Below are 16,552 nucleotides of genomic sequence, written 5' to 3'. Positions count from 1 at the left end.
AAGGAAGCGGTTGCAAGCGGACGCGCTCTTTTACTTATTCGAAACGACTTTCCGGAGCGCGCGTAAAAGGATACACTGGAACGATAAAAAAGAAGCGAAACGCAGCAAAATCCGAACTGGAGGAACCTTATGTCCCGCATAACCCGCAAATCCCCTTATCCGGTTAGCCCGGGAGATATCCGCCGCAAAAGGCGCCGCACATGGAACTGGATCGCCGCCCTTATGCTGGCTGTCGTCCTGGCTGTTTCGACGTGGGGTACGCTGACCGAGCGCAAATTCAAGATCGAACGGACCGAAGTGAGCGCGATCGTCCGCGAAGACGGCAACCTGATCGTTTACGAAGTGTACGATTACCGGTTCAAAGGTCATTATAACGGAACGACCCGGGCACTGCCTTCTTCCGGCTACGGAAAAATCGAGGCGTTCGAAGCTTACAAAGCGCCGGCGGAACTGTCTTTGGACACGCTGCCGACAGACGAAGAACTTGCCGGTCTGGAGAAGCTGGAGACGACTCATCGCTATGAAAACGGCCTGCCCGTATACCGGGCGTACACCGAATCGGAAAGCGAAAAAGTTACGGTGCTGTACCGTTACGCACTCAGCGATGTCGTACATACCGAGAACGGAACGGCACTGCTGAACTGGTCGTTTTTCGACAAAGACAACCAGAGCGCGCTGCGGAACCTGAGCATCGCCGTCACGCTGCCCGCCGCCGCGGCGCCGGAGCAAACTTCGGTCTTTCTGGAGGACAAATACGGCGGCCGGATCACCGCACAAACCGGCCGGACCCTCAGTTATTTCAACGATCTGCTGCCGAAATACAGCGAATCCCGGCTGCATTTCCGCTTTCCCGCCGAACTGGTGCCGCAGGCTCCCGCAGGCGCTGCGCTGGCGGGAAAGACCGAGCGAAAGCTCCGGGAACGTTATGCGCTTCGGGAAGCGCTGCCTTCCATTCCGCACGTGCTGGGCGTTTTCGCCGCGATCTCGGCGGCGTTCGCGCTGCTGTGGGCGCTTCTGCCCCGAGTGCGCAGGCTGTTTGCGCCCGGCGGCCTTCCGTCCGACGAACAGCTGCTCGATCTGGACCCGCTGCGCATGGCTTATATCCGCCGCCATTCGCGGCTCCAGGACGAAGACGTCGCTTCCGGACTGCTGTCTCTGTATCGCAAAGGAGCGGTGCGGATCGACAAAAAGGATAAGCACGGCGCATCGGCGGAAAGCCGGCACTACCGGTTGTCCGCCGACGCCCGGGCCGTTTCTTTGCAGCCGTCCGAACGCTTTCTGATCGGCTGGCTGCTTCCGAACAGCGGAAACGAAACGTATACGCTGAATTCGTTGAGCGGGTTGAGCGCAGCGGAACGTTCGTCGGCCAAGCGTCTGGAGCAGGGACAGAAAATCTACAATCAAACCTTCAGGCCGAACTTCAACGAATGGTCGAAGCTTGTCGGGGAAGAAGAGCCGATGCGCGGCGACGTGCGCCGAAACCGCTGGTTTACTCCCGCATCGGTCGCGATCGTATGGATCATCGCAGCCCTGGCCGTTTATCTGCTGGCGGCCGGCCTGGCATCCGTAACGGCAATCGTATGGGGCGGCCTGCTGTTCGCGGCGCTGGGCGCGCTGGCGACCTATATGTGCCTGACGAATCCGGAAAGCGGAGCCGCCGCCGGACGCGCCGGCATCCTGATTTGCGGCGCGCTCGCTTCCCTCGCTGTGCTGTACCTGGACGAACGATACGGCTTCCGGCTGGCCTCTTTGACGATGTGCGCCTCCGCTCTGCTGACGTTCTCTCTCCCCGCCGGCTTCGCTTCGGGCGAAGCGGTCCGGCTGCATGCCGGCATTCGCCACCTTTCCGGGCGGCTGTCGAAGCAGCCCGAAGCGCTGCGGGGACTTGCGCCGGCGGAAGCGGAACGACTGACCGTATGGATGATCGCCGCCGGCACCTATCAAGACTCCGCGAAGCCGCCGCACGAACGGCCGAGCTTCGATTATCGGCACGACGACAACCGATTCCCGCTCTCGATGAATCCGAACGCCTCCTTGTTCGCGTTCCACTTGTTCTCCGGCTCGCTATCGTATCCGCTGCTTCCGGGCGGCGGTTCGGATTCCGGCGCCGGCACGACTTCGAGCGGCGGAAGCGGGGGCGGAGGAGGCGGCGCCGGCGCGTTCTGAATGCTCCGGGACGAAGAGCGCGGGCAGGCTGCAGCCCTCTGCACGAGTGCCGCGCAGGCAGCCGCCGCTCCGCAAATCGGTCTCGGGACCGAGGCCATTTCCACCCGCTGGACGAGGAAAGAGGCTTCCGCCCGGCGTAGAATAAGAAAAGTAAATAGGAAACGCAAGCTCGTCCAAGCTTTATCGGACCTGTCGGGTTAACGCTATCGCCGATTTATATTCTACATAAAAGAAAAGGAGGAATTGCGATGGCAAAAAAAGCGATTCTGGGCCCGCTGCTGATCCTGCTCGGCGCTTACATGCTGTTCGGCCAGAGCACGGGCATGACGCCGGGTTCGATCTTCGGCTACTTCTGGGCTTCGCTGTTCATTCTGCCGCTCGGTCTGTTTTTCCACTGGATGTATTTCTCGATGACGCACGGCCGGGCGCCGGGGCTGCTGATTCCGGGCGGCCTGCTGGTGACGGTCGCCATCGTCTGCCAGATCGCCATGCTGTTCGGCAGCTGGGATATCATGTGGCCGGGCTTTATCCTGGCTCCCGCGGTCGGATTGTTCGAATTCTACTGGTTCGGCGGCCGCAACCGCTGGCTGCTGATCCCGATCAACATCCTGACCGTGCTGTCGCTGCTGTTCTTCGCCGTGTTCTCGATCTCGGCGCTAACCACCGGCGTCTTCCTGGGCCAGCCGGTGCTGGTGTTCCTGCTGATCGGGGCGGGCGTTCTGCTGCTGCTCTCGTCCCGCCGGAAAGTCAGACATTGATCGGGCGGCCGGGTCGATAAACGCAAAACGCGCCAAAAAGCTCCCGTTTTTCGCGATAAGCGGAAAGCGGGAGCTTTTTGGCGCGGGTTCGAAACCGTAACGGTGTCTATGCGCACATTCAAAAAAAGGGATGGGCTCCGCTTCGCCGCAGCGAAAGCGCCCCATCCCTTCATATATCTATCTGCCGATTTATGCGCCGCGCAGCGCGTCCACCAGCAGTTCCGTGTACGCCCGCGCTCCGGCCGGCATCAGGTGCACGCCGTCCTTGGCGAAATAATCGTCGCGGCCGGCGCTGGCCGAGTACCAGTCGACGAGCGTGATCCGCTCGTCGCGCTGCGCCGCGCGTTCCAGCGCCGCGTTGACGACCTGTTCCCACGGACGGGGAACCCGGGTATTCATCAGCACGATCTTTCTCACGTCCGTCAGCTCGGCGAGCAGCGTGTCGAGCTGTTCGTCGGTAAACGAGCCGTTGGTGCCCAGCTCGATCACCACCGTGCTGCCGATCCGGTTCCGCGATTCCAGTTCGGTAATCAGCGCCGGAGCCTGCGACATCTGGCGGCCGACCAGTCCGTCGACTGTGATGCCCGGCAGCTCGGCCGCCAGGTACGGCTCGATATCGAGCATGACGGAGTCGCCGATCGCCGTGATGCCGATGCCCGCTCCCGCCGGCAGCGCCGCCGCTTCGCCGGTCCCGGCCGAAGCTTCCGCCCCGGCGGCCTGCGCGCCGCTTTCCGGCGTTCCCGCCGCCGCGCCCGGCTGCGGCTCGGCGGCCGCGGCTTCGGTGCCCGCGTAAGGCGTCTGCTCTTCCGGCGCTGGCGCCAGCACATTCATGAGCACGCCCAGCAGCAGAATGCCCGCCGCGGTTCCGCCCAGCGTGCTTGCAAGCCGTTTGCGTCCCGCGCCCGGCGCGCGCATGACGCGCCGCCACCATTTGCCGAATTCGCCTGTACGCACCGGCTGCTCGATATAGCGGTAAGACAGCGCCGCCAGCGCGAAGCTGACCAGCAATTGCAGCAGAATCCGCGTGATATTCGGTCCGCCCGTGTTGACGAGCGGAGTCGTCAGCACAATCACCGGATAGTGCCACAGATACAGCCCGTACGAGCGGGCGCCGATCCAGCGCAGCGGCTTCGCGCCCAGCACCCGGCCGAGGCGGCAGGCCGGATGAGCCAGCGCGGCGACGAGAATCGTCGTCGCCAGCGACAGCAGCACCATGCCGCCCCGGTACAGGAACGTGCCGTAATCGTTCGACTTGAAGATCAGCACCGCGATCACGATCAGGCAGATCGTCGCCGTGATATCGAGCGTCTTCGTCGCGGATTTCGAAATATTCGTTTTGAGCTTGCGGCTCGGCCAGACGACGGCGAGCGCCGCGCCGATCAGCAGCGAGAACAGCCGCGTATCGGTACCGTAGTAGACCCGGCTCGGATCTTCGCCGGGATGATACATGATGCCCATGGCCAGCGCCGAAGCCAGCGACAGGCCGGCCAGCACCAGCGCCAGCCTTGCGCGCCGCTTGTTGGCCAGGATCAGCCCGATGCCGAGCAGCACCGGCCAGAAGATATAGAACTGCTCTTCGACCGCCAGCGACCAGAGGTGGCCGAGCGGCGACAGCGGGCCGAAGCTCTGGAAGTACGAGACTTCGTGGAAGATCAGCCACCAGTTGCTGTAGTACAGCAGCGCCGCCGGAACGTCGCCGAGCATGGCCGGCAGCCGGGACCGGTCGACGACGATCGACCACAGCACCGTCGCCAGCACGACGGCCAGCATGGCCGGCAGCAGCCGCTTCGCGCGCCGCACCCAGAAGTCTTTCATGTCGAAGCGGCCCATTCGGTCCCACTGCGCCATCAGGATATCCGTGATCAGATAGCCCGACAGCACGAAGAACATCGTGACGCCGAGCAGTCCGCCGGGCGCCCATTCCGTATGAAGATGATAAAAAATGACCGCCAGTACGGCCAGCGCCCGCAGTCCGTCCAGTCCCGGCATATAGCGGCCCGCATTGTGCTTCGGCCGCTCGGCGGCGGAAGTCCGTCCGCCCGATGCCCGGGAATCGCTGCCGTAACGCCGATTCTCGCTTTTCGCCTCGTTGCCTGCGTGTTGTCCGTTGATCATGGCCTCTGCCCTTTCGCTGATTCGGATTCTGTCGTTCTCCGGCGGGAATTCGAGCCGCCAAGCAGCGGTCCGGTTCAAGATAACTATGTCTTATTATAAGCAGGAGTCGCCGCGATAGCCAGAATTGAGTCGTTTTTTTCCAGCTTTCATTTTGCCGGAACACACATTGGAGGAGTTGACTTCTTTATTCGACAAATGTAAAATCAACTTAATTAATTCACCATTTGTCGAATAAGGAGCGTGCAGGATGAAAAACAAATCGGGACGGCTGCCGGATGCGGAGCTTGAAGTCATGAAGATCATCTGGGATTCGCCGCAGCCTGTAACGTCCGCGGATATTATGAAAGCGCTGGAAGGCAGCAAGACCTGGGGCGTCACCACGGTGCTCAACTTTTTGAACCGGCTGCAGGAACGCGGCTTCGTGTCCAGCGAGCGTCGAGGCAGATTCAATGCGTACCGGGCCGTCGTCGACGAGAACACGTATTTGAAAAGCGAAAGCAAAACGATCCTGGAGAAGCTGTACGGCAATTCCCTGAAAAGCTTCGTGGTGTCCTTGTACGAGAGCGATTCGCTGACGGAAAAAGATTTGAAGGAACTGCGCGATTTTATCGACGACCGAACCAACGACGCCCACTCGAACAAAGACAAGGATTAAGCTTGGAAGATCCCCTAAAGGAGGACTGACTTTGCTTGAACATCTGTTGGCGACTCTGATCGAAATTACGCTGGGCGCTTCGCTCGTGATCCTGGCGCTGCTGCTGCTCCGCCCGCTGACAGGCAGGCGGTACGCGGCCAAATGGCGGTACTGGATCTGGCTCGCCGTGGCGATCCGGCTGCTGATTCCGCTTAACTTCTCGCTGCCTCAAGCGCCTTTGCAGATCGAGCGTCCGGCCGCCGTCGAATCGGCAGAGCCTGCTTTTCCGGCCGAAGCCGTCTCTGCGGCGGATACCGTGGCCGGCAAAGAAGCGGCATCCGGAATGCCGGGCAATACGAAGACAGGCGATAGCTTTCTCGCTTCGGCGAAGGCGTCCATGACGGCGGCGCAGATCGCGTTATTCGTCTGGCTTGCGGGCGCGATTGCTTTCCCCGCATTCCATATTGCCGGGCATCTGCTGTATATGCGCAAAGTCCGCAGATGGGCGAGAAACGCCACCGATCCGGACCACGTCGAAACGTTCGCGCAAACCCTGTCCGAACTCGGCATCCGCGGAAACGTCCGGCTCAGAACGAGCCGCGCGCTGAACGGGCCAATGCTGACCGGACTGCTGCGCGCGACCGTCTGGCTGCCCGCCGGGACGTACGACCGACAGCAGTTGGAGGTCATTTTCAGGCATGAACTTATTCACCATAAACAGCGCCATCTCGTTTACAAAACCGTTCTGCTTGCCGCGCAGTCGGCGCACTGGTTCAATCCGTTCGTGCATCTGCTCGCTCGGGAAGCCGGCCGAGACGTCGAACACGTCTGCGACAGCGAAGCCGTCAAAGGCCGAGGCCTGGAGTACCGCAAACGGTACAGCGAAGTCATCCTGTCCATGATGAGCGCGCAGTCGGGCAGAAATTCGGCTTTATGCACCCCTTTTACCGGAGGCAGAAAAGCGATGCTGCGCCGCTTCGCGAGCATTCTCGATACGCGAAGCAAATCCGGCGGACTGCCGGCCGGACTGCTGCTATCCGCGTTGCTGGTGTCTTCCGGCGTTCTGGTGGCGTGCGGAACGGAACCGCGCCAGACCGCCGAATCTGCGACCGCGTCGGACCCCGCCGCTTCTGGGAAAGAGTCCGAATCCGAAGTACCCGAGCCGGCAGTGTCCGAACCCGAAGCGGCCGAGCCCGAAGATTCGGACAAGAGCGAACCGGCCGATAACCCTTCTTCCGCGGAAAAAACCGAGCCTCCGCAATCGGACGCCTCCACGGAAACGAACGAGCCGGCTCCGGCGAAGCCGACCGAAGGAAACCTTCCTTACCGCACAACGGTCCGGGACGACGCATCCCGCGATTTTCTGAACAGCGAGAGCGGACGCGACCTGCAGCAGACAGCCAGAACGTTCACGGAAGCTTATCTTGCAGGCGATCGCGAGAAGATGAACGCTTATTTGACCGATCCCGATCGCAGAAGAAACCATTATCCTTCGAAAACCGATAATCAGACGATACAATCCGTCAATCTTAAGTTCATCATCGAAGACAGACCGGGTAGACTGCAAGGCGTGTCGATGGAGCTGTACTATTCGGACAGAGGTATGCTTTACTATCTGACACTGGAAATGCAAGAAACCGAAAACGGCTGGACGATCGCCTCTTACGGACTGGAAGGATAACGGACCGAACAGCCCGGACAACCGGGCAGCGCGCACAAAAAACGGCTTCGCCGTCCACTTGCCGCCGTGGATTGCGAAGCCGTTTGCTTTTGTTTACTTTATCCGTGCCCGCGCCCGGAGCTTTCCGTTCCGCCGGTCAAGCCCCGTTCATTTTAAATTGCAGGAACAGCTCGTTGTAGTGCACCAGCATCTTTTTGCCCAGATTCTCGTATACTTCAAGCTGTTCGGTCAGGCTGTCCGGCGGGTAGAAACGTTCGTCGCCCGAAATGTCTTCCGGCAGCAGGCCGAGCGCGGCGTCGTTCGGGGTCGAATAGCCGACGTACTCCGTATTCTGCGCGTTCACTTCCGGGTCGAGCATAAAGTTGATAAACTGCATCGCCCCGTCGACGTTCTGCGCCGTTTTCGGAACGACCATGTTGTCGAAGTACAGATTGGACCCTTCCTCCGGCACCACGTAATCCAGTTCCTCGTTCTCGCTCATGATCTCCGACGCGTCGCCCGAGAACACCAGCCCCGCCGCCGCTTCGCCGTTCGCCAGCAGCAGCTTGATCTCGTCGCCGACGATCGCTTTGACGTTCGGGGACAGTTCGTTCAGCTTATTCAGCGCCTGCTGAAGATGCTCTTCGTTCGTCTCGTTAAGCGAATAGCCGAGGCTGGCGAGCCCCGTTCCGATTACTTCCCGGGCGCCGTCCGTCAGCAGGATATCGTTGCGCAGCGACGGGTCCCACAGGTCTGCCCAGCTCTTGAACGTCAGGTCGGTCAGGTTCGGGTTGTACACGACGCCGAGCGTGCCCCAGAAGTAAGGCATCGAGTATTGGTTGTCCGGGTCGAACGACAGGTTCAGGAACTTGGGATCGATATTGGCCATATTTGGAATCTTGTCGTGGTCGAGCGGAATCAGCAGGTCTTCTTCCCGCATCTTCTCGATCGCGTAATCGGACGGCACGGCCACGTCGAACGTGGTGCCGCCCTGCTCGATCTTGGTCAGCATCGCTTCGTTCGAATCGAACGTCTGGTAGATGACCGTGATGCCCGTTTCTTCCTGGAAACGGTCCAGCAGTTCGGGATCGATATAATCGCCCCAGTTGTAGATGGTCAGCGTGTTTCCGCTCGTATAGCCCTGGCTGGAGTTGAGCCGGTTCGCCAGGAACATCAGCGCGAAGGAAACCGCCAGAATCAGGATCAGCACGCGGCTCATCGACTTCATCTCGGCACCCCCATCCGCGCGGCGGGCTCGCCGTTTTTCCGCTTCTCGCCGCGCCGCGTCGAAATGTAGTACGCGACGACGAGGAATACGGTAAACAGGAAGATCAGCGTGGACAGCGCGTTGATCGACAGCGACACGCCCTGCCGCGCCCGCGAATAAATCTCGACGGCGAGCGTCGAATAGCCGCTGCCCGTCACGAAGAACGTGACGGCGAAGTCGTCCAGCGAGTACGTCAGCGCCATGAAAAATCCGCTGAAGATGCCCGGACGGATAAACGGCAGAATGACTTTCGCCAGCACGTCGCGCCGGCTTGCGCCCAGGTCGCGGGCCGCGTCGATCAGCGTCGGGCTCATCTCCTGGAGCCGCGGCAGGATCATCAGCACCGCGATCGGGATGCTGAACGCCACGTGGGAGATCAGCACCGACGCGAAGCCGAGCTTGACCCCGACCAGCGTAAACAGGATCAGGAACGAAGCGCCGATAATGACGTCCGGGCTGACGATCAGGACATTGTTGAGCGACAGCAGCGTGTTTTGCACGCGGCTGCGGCGGATGCTCTGGATCGCGAGCGAGCCGAATACGGCGATGACGGTCGCGATCGTCGACGACAGCAGCGCGATGACCAGCGTGTTGATGACGATAATAATCAGCCGCGTATCGGCAAATACTTCTTTATAATAATCCAGCGTAAAACCTTCGAAGTCGTGCATGGTGCCGCCGCTGTTGAACGAATAGAACATCAGGTACAGAATCGGCGCGTACAGCACGGCGAACACCAGCACCAGGTACAAGTTGGAGATCCCGTTCTTTTTCCTCATCTCCGCACCCCTTTCTTACCGCTGCCGCCGGTCAGGAACATAATGACGGCCATCGCCACGATCAGGAACACGGCGACGGTCGAGCCCATGCCCCAATCCTGCGTAACGAGAAAGTGCTGTTCGATCGCCGTGCCGAGCGTAATCACTTTGTTGCCGGCGATCAGGCGCGTAATCATAAACAGCGACAGCGCCGGTATAAACACCGAGATGCAGCCCGATTTCACGCCCGAGAGCGTCAGCGGAAAAACAACCCGTCTGAACGTGATCCAGCCCGAGGCGCCGAGGTCGCGGGCCGCGTCGGTCAGCGATACGTTCAGTTCTTCCAGCGCGTTGTAGATCGGCATGATCATAAACGGCACGAAAATGTAGATCGACACGAACACGAAGCTGCCGCTCGTAAACAGCAGCTGTTTCTCGCCGAAACCGATCGAGCCCAGCAGCGCGTTGATCGGGCCGTACGTGCCGAAGATGCCGATAAACGCGTACGTTTTCAGCAGCAGGTTGATCCACGTCGGCAGGATGATCAGCAGCAGCCAGAGCTGCTTGTGCTTGGTCCGCGTGAGCAGGAACGCCGCCGGATACGCGATCAGCAGCGAGAACAGCGTAATCAGGAACGCGTACCAGAACGAACTGATCGTCATTTTCAGGTATACGGGCGTAAAAAAGTCCACATAGTTGGAAAACGTCAGATTGCCGTCCACGTCGAACAGCGAGTAGTACACGACCAGCACGACAGGCGCGATGACGAACAACGCCACCCACAAATAGTACGGAATGTAGGCGAGCGACCGCGCGTTTCCGCTGCTTTTACCGTTCATGGCCCGCTCCCGGCGTTTCCGCTTCGTCTTCGTCGTCCTCGTAGGCTTCGAGTCGTCGGTCGAACTCTTCCTCCGTTTCCCCGAAGCGCATGACGTGGATCGCTTCCGGTTCGAACGTCAGGCCGATCTGCGCGCCCACCTCGGCCCGCCTGGTCGAATGGACCAGCCATTCCTGGCCGGATTCGTCGTAGCAGCTGATCTCGTAGTGGACGCCGCGGAACAGCTGCGTATCGACTTTGACTTTGAGCTTTCCGGCTTCCTGCGCGGTGATCTCCAGGTCTTCCGGACGGATGACGATCTCGATCGGCTCGTTTGCGCGCAGGCCGGCGTCGACGCACTCGAACCTTTTGCCGTTGAACTCGACCAGATAGTCCTCGATCATCACGCCCGGCACCATATTCGATTCCCCGATAAAGTCCGCCACGAAGCGGTTGATCGGCTCGTCGTAAATATCGTTCGGCGTGCCGCTCTGCTCGATGCGCCCTTCGTTCATGACGAAGATATAATCGGACATCGCCAGCGCTTCCTCCTGGTCGTGCGTGACGAAGATGAAGGTGATGCCGAGGCGCTGCTGAAGCTCGCGCAGCACGTACTGCATCTCGGTGCGCAGCTTGAGGTCGAGCGCGGACAGCGGCTCGTCGAGCAGCAGCACTTCCGGCTCGTTCACGATCGCCCGGGCGATCGCCACGCGCTGGCGCTGGCCGCCGGACATTTCGGTGATCGCGCGGCGCTCGTAGCCTTCCAGGTTGACCATTTTCAGCGCTTCGGCCACTTTGGCCTCGACCACGCTTTGCTTCAATTTCTTGATGCGCAGCCCGAACGCCACGTTCTCGAACACGTTCAGATGCGGGAAAAGAGCGTAGTCCTGGAACACGGTATTGACCTGGCGTTTCTCCGGCGGCACTTTGTTGATGATCCGTCCGCCGAGGTAGATCGAGCCGGCGGTCGGCTCCATGAATCCCGCGATCATGCGCAGGATGGTCGTTTTGCCGCAGCCCGAAGGACCGAGCAGCGTGTAGAACTTGCCCCGCTCGATTTCGAAATCGATCTTTTTCAATACGGTCAGTCCGTCTTCGTACGTCTTGGTGACGGAGTCGAAACGGATGATAGTCTGTTCTGCGATGATGAAACCCCTCCTCTGGCAACAGGATATCCGGACCCCGAACGGCTCCGGCCTTATCCCGATATTCAACGTGATCGTTAACCTGTTTCTACCCGCTATTCTATAGAAAAAAACTCGCGGATGCTACATATGTATGTATACCGGGGTCGCTTTGTTGGTTAAAACTTGGGGGAATATTCGGCATTTTGCGATTTGTATGCGGCAATGGAGAGTCGAAAAAAAGGTTCAGGTTCGTTTAAGGGGACGGCGTTATATTGGAGGCATTACCCAAAGTGAAAGGAAGCGATAGATATGTCTATGCTCACTGTAATCACCACGGTGTTCCTGATCGCCGTGTTCGCCCTGATCGTGATCCGCAAGATTCCCAAGAAAGCCGTGCTCCCGGCGCTCGCCGGGGCGATGATGCTGCGTCTGGCGGCGGCCGTGCCGCTGCTGGCGGGAACCGGGCTGCTCAGACGGCTGACGGAACTGCTCTGATCGGGCTGCAAAAAAACGCGGCGGCGCTTCTTCAAAATTTGTATTTGCGCATAATCGGGACGCCGACGCGGTTCAGCAGCGGCGAGAGCAGCGCCCAGCCGACGCGGCGATAAAGCGGCAGATGACCGTCGTAAACCGCGCTGTATTCGATCTCGGCCGCCGCGCCGCGGTTGCGCTTGAACTGCGCGGCGCCGGCGCTTTCGTGCAGCAGGCAGCCTTCTTCGGCGGCCAACCGCAGCAGCACGGCCGACAGCATGCGGTACAGGCCAGTTTCCTGCGGCAAACCGGTATCGTAGCCGAATACCGGCGTCGTCATCACGCCGCCCTGCGTGTAATAGCCGAGCACCGCGTCGAGGCGGCCCGTCGCGGCCGAGCGCAGCGCGTGAACCTTGAGCAGACCGCCGCTCAGCGCCAGCTCGAAGAAGCGCGGCGTGAACACCGGGTTGTGCGCCGAGTATTTGTCGATGTACAGCAGCCGGTACAGCTCCGCCAGGCGGGGCGCGTCCGCGGCGCACAGTTCGTCCGGGCCGCAGACTTTATAGCCGTGCTTGTCCAGCAGGGCGTAGTCGCGCTTCTGGAGCCAGCGGGCTTTGGACGGAATGCGGTCCGGTGAATCGTACAGGTAGACCTGCCGGCTCGGCACAAGGCGAAAGCCCAGCTGCGCCAGCGTCTCCAGCCAGAGCGGCGTGGTTCGCGCGTTGAGCGAGCGGAAGATCACCGCGCGGTCGGGGTACTGCCGCAGCAGCAGCGCCACGGCGGAGCGGATCTGCTCTTCGCCGCGCCCGGGTTCGAGCGGCGGGTAGAGATTGGTGGACAACAGGCGGTTGTTCACCTGCACCGCGCGGTTGAAGCGCGAAGCTTTGAGCAGCACGCCCGCCGGCGCAAGCAGCGCGCCGAGCGCCAGCCGGGCGGCGCGCGACTTGAGCAGCGCGAGTTCTTCGCGCGCGTAGCTCACGTAATGCGTGTACGGCGAGAACACGTAGGAGTCGCCGTATTCGCGGTCGCCGACGCTCAGCGGCAGACAGAGCCCGGAGTCGTCGTCGCGCAGCAGCGCGGGGCGCGTGTGCACGTTCGCGATCAGGGCGGGCACGCCTTCGCGGTGCATCGCGGCCAGCCAGCGGAGCGCGTGGGCTTCGCCCGGCACGGGCGCGGCTTGCGGACCTTCAAGCGCCCGCAGCAATTCGTCAAGCTCCTCCGGTCTATACAGGCTCCATCCGCTCATCGACCGCGAACCTCCTCCGCACGCGCCTCAGCTTGGTTCCGTCCGGGACGAACCGGTACGGCGCGAACTCCATGGCCGGCACGACCGCCCCGATGCGGCCGCACAGTTCGGCAACCGCCCGGCGCACGTCGGCTTCGGCCTGCCCGAACCCGGTTTGCGTATCCGTTTGAAGCTCCACGATCAGCCGGGACGGCGATTCCTGCTCGGCGCGGTACGCTTCGATATGCGCCGACGCCCCGATAATCGCCCGCGATACATAATCGGGAAACAGCGTCACGAATCCGCCGCCGTCCTCCCGGGGCAGCACGAACAGGTCGTCGCTGCGTCCTTCGATACGCTCGATCGCCGTGAACGGCGAGCCGCACAAACAGGGCTTCGTGCTTTCGGTAAGCAGATCATCGAGCCGGTAGCGGACGATAGGCTGCGCGAAGCGCACGAAATCGGTCACAATCGGGGTAAAAACGCCGCGCTCCCGGTCGACGTATTCTTTTTCGATATGCACGACATCTTCGTTCAAATGCAGCGTGCCGTGGGGGCAGGTCGCGCCCAGAAATCCTTCCGTGCACTGATACACCTGGTGAATCCGCCGGCCGAACGCTTCCTCGATCACAACGCGGTCCAGCGGGTCCAGCACTTCGGCCATCGACACCAGATGCCCCGGCGCAATGCGCAGTTCTCCGGTCCGCAGCCGCTCGGCCAGCAGACGCAGCATGGACGGCGGCGCGGCGAGCACGCTCGGATTCTGCGCGTTCAGCCTCGCCACATGTTCCTCCAGCGGATTCAGCAGATCGTAGAATTCGAACGCCACCCGGCGGCTGCGGACCGATCCGTACAGATTGCTGTCGGCCCGCAGGAAAAAAGCGATATTGTGCCGCTGAAGCAGCGAGCCCGGCAGCACTCTCGCCAGAATCGTCCCCGTCCAGGCCAGACGTTCGCGGCGGCTGACCAGAAACAGCCCGCGGCTTCCCGACGTGCCGGAAGACAATCCGATCGTCAATCCGCCGATCTCCGGCGTAAAGTCGCGCGTGCGCTCCGCTTCGAGCGCCAGGCCCATCGCTTCTTCTTTGCGGATGCCCGCCGTGTTCAAACGGTCGAAATTGTCCATCATCGCTTGTTTGTCGATCTCGGGAAACCCGCGCCAGTCCGGCGTCGGCCGGTCTCCCCAGAGCTCGCGGTAAAAAGGCGAAGCCGCGCGCACGCGGTCCAGATGATGCACGATGCGCGGCTCGCGCCAGCGTTCCAGCTCATCGCGGCCGTCGAACTTCGCGCGGCCGCGGGCGGCGAAGTAGTGGTAAAGGATAGGCAGAGCGTCGGTGTTCATAGCGGTCGAAGCCTCCTTTCAAAATGATAAAGAGCTGCATACGTAGATTTGTTTTCTGGAAATTCAGGTTTCTTGGATCAAGTCCGTATTTGTGCGTAAAAACCAAGCAGGCCGGTTTGCCGGGGAGGGCGGCGATCTGCGATCGCGCCGTTACAGACTCCGTCCTTCCTTGACATACAGCCGCTCCGCTTCCGGGCAGTGCGACGCGATCACGGTGAGTTCCGGGAAGGCCGCGGCCAGCTTCCGCAGGCGGCGGAAGCTGGCGGCGTAAGCCCGGCGGTCCGGCATAATCACGCCGGCCAGAGCGCTCGGCGGGCGGTTCTCCCGGTAAGCCGCGGCCGACCAGGCGGCGTCGGCGCACAGCAGGCGCGGCCCCCGCTCCGTGCGCAGCAGCAGGCCGATCTGCCCGTAGGCATGGCCGGGCAGATCGACGGCGAGCAGGCTGCCGTCGCCGAGCACATCGGTCGCGCGGCGGAACGGAAATTCCGGCAGAAAGCCTTCCGGCAGTTCGATGCGCGATTCCGGCGCGAACGGCTGCGCGCGCTCCGCGAAATCGTCCGGCAGCAGCCCGGACAGATAGCCTTTGCGCACAGCCGCGATGCCGCGCAGCCGGCGCATGCAGTCGAACGCTTCGGGTTCGTACAGCAGTTCGGCGGCCGGGAAATCGCGCAGGCCCGCGATATGATCCGCGTGAAAATGCGAAACGATAATTCGCGGAATCCCGGCCGGATCGATGCCCGATGCTCGAAGCTGCGCGGCCGCGCCCTGCTCCGGGCGAAAATCGACCGGCGTCGCCATCCGGTACAAGCGGGCGGGAAACGGCTGCGTTTCCCGGAAAAAGCGCTGCGCGTAACCGGTGTCGAACAGGATCGTTCCTTCGTCCGGATGGAATATCGCCGCAAACAGCGCCGGTATACGTACGCTGCGCGGACTGCCGCCGCGAATCGTCACCCACTCCGGGTGACGGCAGCTTCCGGCGGAGAACAGCCGCAGCGATACCCGCGGAGCAAAGCGGCCGGTATACGCCCAGAGGGCGTCGAGCTTCGAATGCGCCGGATTACTCATCCCGCCGTTCCTCCTCCCGAGCATACCACCATCTTGCGAAACGCTCCAATCCGTCTTCAAGCCTTATCCGCGGCCGATAGCCGAGCACTTCGCGCGCCGCGTCGATATTCAGCGTCTGGCTGCGTCCGAGCATCCCGACCAGCGGCGCGGTCAGCATCGGTTCGCCGCGCGTCAGCCCCAGCCGGGCGGCGCTTTCCATCGCCAGGGCGGCGGCGCGGGCGGCTGCAAAAGGCAGCTTCCTGGCGCGGAGCGGACGATCCAGCTTGTCGAACAGCAGCCTCGCGGCTTCGGCGAACGGAACCGGCGCGCCGCCGCTGATATTGAAAACGCGCCCCAGCGCTTCCGGCGGAGCCGAAGCGCACAGCTTGAGCGCGCGCACGGCGTCGTCGATATACGTCAGGTCGAGCAGCGCCCGGCCGCCGCCGATCAGCGGCACGCCGGTCCGCCCGTTCGCTTCGACGATCCGCGGAAGAATCGAAGTATCGCCGGGACCGTACAGGGCGCGAGGACGCAGCATAATCGTTCCCAGTCCGGCTTCGGCGGCGCGAAGGATTTCGCATTCCGCCGCAAGCTTGGTCCGGGCGTACGTTCCCGACTGCCGCGCGGGCAGCGGATCGCTTTCGCGCACGCCGGTCCGATCCCGCGCGCCGAAATACACGCTCGGCGTCGAGACGTGCACCAGTCGCGGCACGTCCGCCCGCAGACAGCCGTCCGCGATATTGGCCGTGCCGCGAATATTCGCCGCTTCGAATATGGCCGTGTCGCCCCAGGAAGCGGAATGCGCTCCGCAGTGGTAAACCAGATCGAAAGCGCCGTCCGCCACAGCCGCCAGAATCGCCTCGCGGTCGGCCAGCTCCGCGCGCGCAAAGCGGATTCCGCCGCGCTCAAGCTCCGCGCCCGCCTGTTCGCTGCGGCCGAGTCCCGTAACTGCATGGCCATCCGCCGCCAGACTGCGCGCCAGGCTTCCGCCCAGGAATCCGGTCGCGCCGGTAACCAGTATGTTCATAAGCGCGTCTCCTTTCGTTAAAAATCGTTATCTTGTTTGCTTCCCGGTACAGCCGTCGGCATCGCGACTTTACGACGGGCGGAATGCAGAAATGCAGCCCTGTGGATGACTCGCGAACAAAGCGACTTATCCACGGTTATC

Annotated in this window: 14 protein-coding genes; 5 read left to right on the top strand and 9 right to left on the bottom strand. The window is 61.8% G+C overall.

Features of this window, described 5'->3' with window-relative positions; genetic code table 11:
- The first annotated feature begins 129 nt into the window (after positions 1-129).
- Both QWJ34_RS09820 and QWJ34_RS09815 read left to right on the top strand, forming a co-directional pair.
- Positions 130-2,166 carry a DUF2207 domain-containing protein gene (locus QWJ34_RS09820; RefSeq protein WP_302727360.1) on the top strand — a complete coding sequence of 679 codons (2,037 nt, stop codon included), beginning with the start codon at positions 130-132 and terminating at the stop codon, positions 2,164-2,166.
- 248 nt (positions 2,167-2,414) lie between these two features.
- Positions 2,415-2,924 (top strand): hypothetical protein, encoded by a 510-nt coding sequence (locus QWJ34_RS09815; RefSeq protein WP_302727359.1) that lies wholly within the window; start codon positions 2,415-2,417, stop codon positions 2,922-2,924.
- Positions 2,925-3,113: 189 nt separating this feature from the next.
- Here QWJ34_RS09815 and QWJ34_RS09810 read toward each other — a convergent pair whose 3' ends face one another.
- Positions 3,114-5,039 (bottom strand): acyltransferase family protein, encoded by a 1,926-nt coding sequence (locus QWJ34_RS09810; RefSeq protein ID WP_302727358.1) that lies wholly within the window; start codon positions 5,037-5,039, stop codon positions 3,114-3,116.
- A gap of 247 nt (positions 5,040-5,286) precedes the next feature.
- Here QWJ34_RS09810 and QWJ34_RS09805 point away from each other — a divergent pair, with 247 nt between their 5' ends.
- Entirely contained in the window at positions 5,287-5,694 is a 408-nt protein-coding gene (locus QWJ34_RS09805) for a BlaI/MecI/CopY family transcriptional regulator (protein ID WP_302727357.1), read from the top strand.
- Positions 5,695-5,725: 31 nt separating this feature from the next.
- Positions 5,726-7,354, top strand: coding sequence for a M56 family metallopeptidase (locus QWJ34_RS09800; RefSeq protein ID WP_302727355.1), 1,629 nt, complete (start codon positions 5,726-5,728; stop codon positions 7,352-7,354).
- A gap of 136 nt (positions 7,355-7,490) precedes the next feature.
- Here QWJ34_RS09800 and QWJ34_RS09795 read toward each other — a convergent pair whose 3' ends face one another.
- Genes QWJ34_RS09795 through QWJ34_RS09780 form a run of 4 tightly spaced genes read right to left on the bottom strand, consistent with a single transcriptional unit; the run spans position 7,491 to position 11,320 of the window.
- A complete protein-coding gene (locus QWJ34_RS09795; RefSeq protein WP_302727354.1) occupies positions 7,491-8,561 on the bottom strand; it encodes an ABC transporter substrate-binding protein in 1,071 nt (356 codons plus the stop codon).
- Positions 8,558-9,379, bottom strand: a complete 822-nt coding sequence (locus QWJ34_RS09790) for an ABC transporter permease (RefSeq protein ID WP_302727353.1) — start codon at positions 9,377-9,379, stop codon at positions 8,558-8,560. Before QWJ34_RS09790 ends, QWJ34_RS09795 begins: the two co-directional genes overlap by 4 nt.
- Positions 9,376-10,197: an ABC transporter permease gene (locus QWJ34_RS09785; RefSeq protein WP_302727352.1), complete on the bottom strand. Its 822-nt coding sequence runs from the start codon at positions 10,195-10,197 to the stop codon at positions 9,376-9,378. Before QWJ34_RS09785 ends, QWJ34_RS09790 begins: the two co-directional genes overlap by 4 nt.
- Positions 10,187-11,320 (bottom strand): ABC transporter ATP-binding protein, encoded by a 1,134-nt coding sequence (locus QWJ34_RS09780; RefSeq protein WP_302727504.1) that lies wholly within the window; start codon positions 11,318-11,320, stop codon positions 10,187-10,189. The genes QWJ34_RS09785 and QWJ34_RS09780 overlap by 11 nt, the downstream gene beginning before the upstream one ends.
- Positions 11,321-11,611: 291 nt before the next feature.
- Between QWJ34_RS09780 and QWJ34_RS09775 the strand changes: the two genes are divergently transcribed.
- Positions 11,612-11,797 carry a hypothetical protein gene (locus QWJ34_RS09775; protein WP_302727350.1) on the top strand — a complete coding sequence of 62 codons (186 nt, stop codon included), beginning with the start codon at positions 11,612-11,614 and terminating at the stop codon, positions 11,795-11,797.
- Between the two features lie 31 nt (positions 11,798-11,828).
- On the opposite strand, the gene QWJ34_RS09770 is transcribed toward QWJ34_RS09775, so the two are convergent.
- From QWJ34_RS09770 to QWJ34_RS09755, 4 genes are all read right to left on the bottom strand, one after another.
- The gene (locus QWJ34_RS09770; protein ID WP_302727348.1) at positions 11,829-13,019 is read right to left on the bottom strand and encodes a GNAT family N-acetyltransferase; all 1,191 of its coding nucleotides are present in this window, start codon (positions 13,017-13,019) and stop codon (positions 11,829-11,831) included.
- On the bottom strand, positions 12,997-14,340 hold the full coding sequence (locus tag QWJ34_RS09765; RefSeq protein ID WP_302727346.1) for a F390 synthetase-related protein: 1,344 nt from the start codon (positions 14,338-14,340) through the stop codon (positions 12,997-12,999). Before QWJ34_RS09765 ends, QWJ34_RS09770 begins: the two co-directional genes overlap by 23 nt.
- A 150-nt stretch (positions 14,341-14,490) precedes the next feature.
- The gene (locus QWJ34_RS09760; protein WP_302727345.1) at positions 14,491-15,405 is read right to left on the bottom strand and encodes an MBL fold metallo-hydrolase; all 915 of its coding nucleotides are present in this window, start codon (positions 15,403-15,405) and stop codon (positions 14,491-14,493) included.
- Positions 15,398-16,411: an NAD-dependent epimerase/dehydratase family protein gene (locus tag QWJ34_RS09755; RefSeq protein WP_302727343.1), complete on the bottom strand. Its 1,014-nt coding sequence runs from the start codon at positions 16,409-16,411 to the stop codon at positions 15,398-15,400. Before QWJ34_RS09755 ends, QWJ34_RS09760 begins: the two co-directional genes overlap by 8 nt.
- Between the last annotated feature and the right edge of the window lie 141 nt (positions 16,412-16,552).

Origin of the sequence: Saccharibacillus sp. CPCC 101409, from assembly GCF_030518235.1 — a bacterium.
Classification (GTDB): Bacteria; Bacillota; Bacilli; order Paenibacillales; family Paenibacillaceae; genus Saccharibacillus.
The sequence above is the reverse complement of the archived record's forward strand: the minus strand, read 5'-3'. Positions and strand labels throughout refer to the sequence as shown.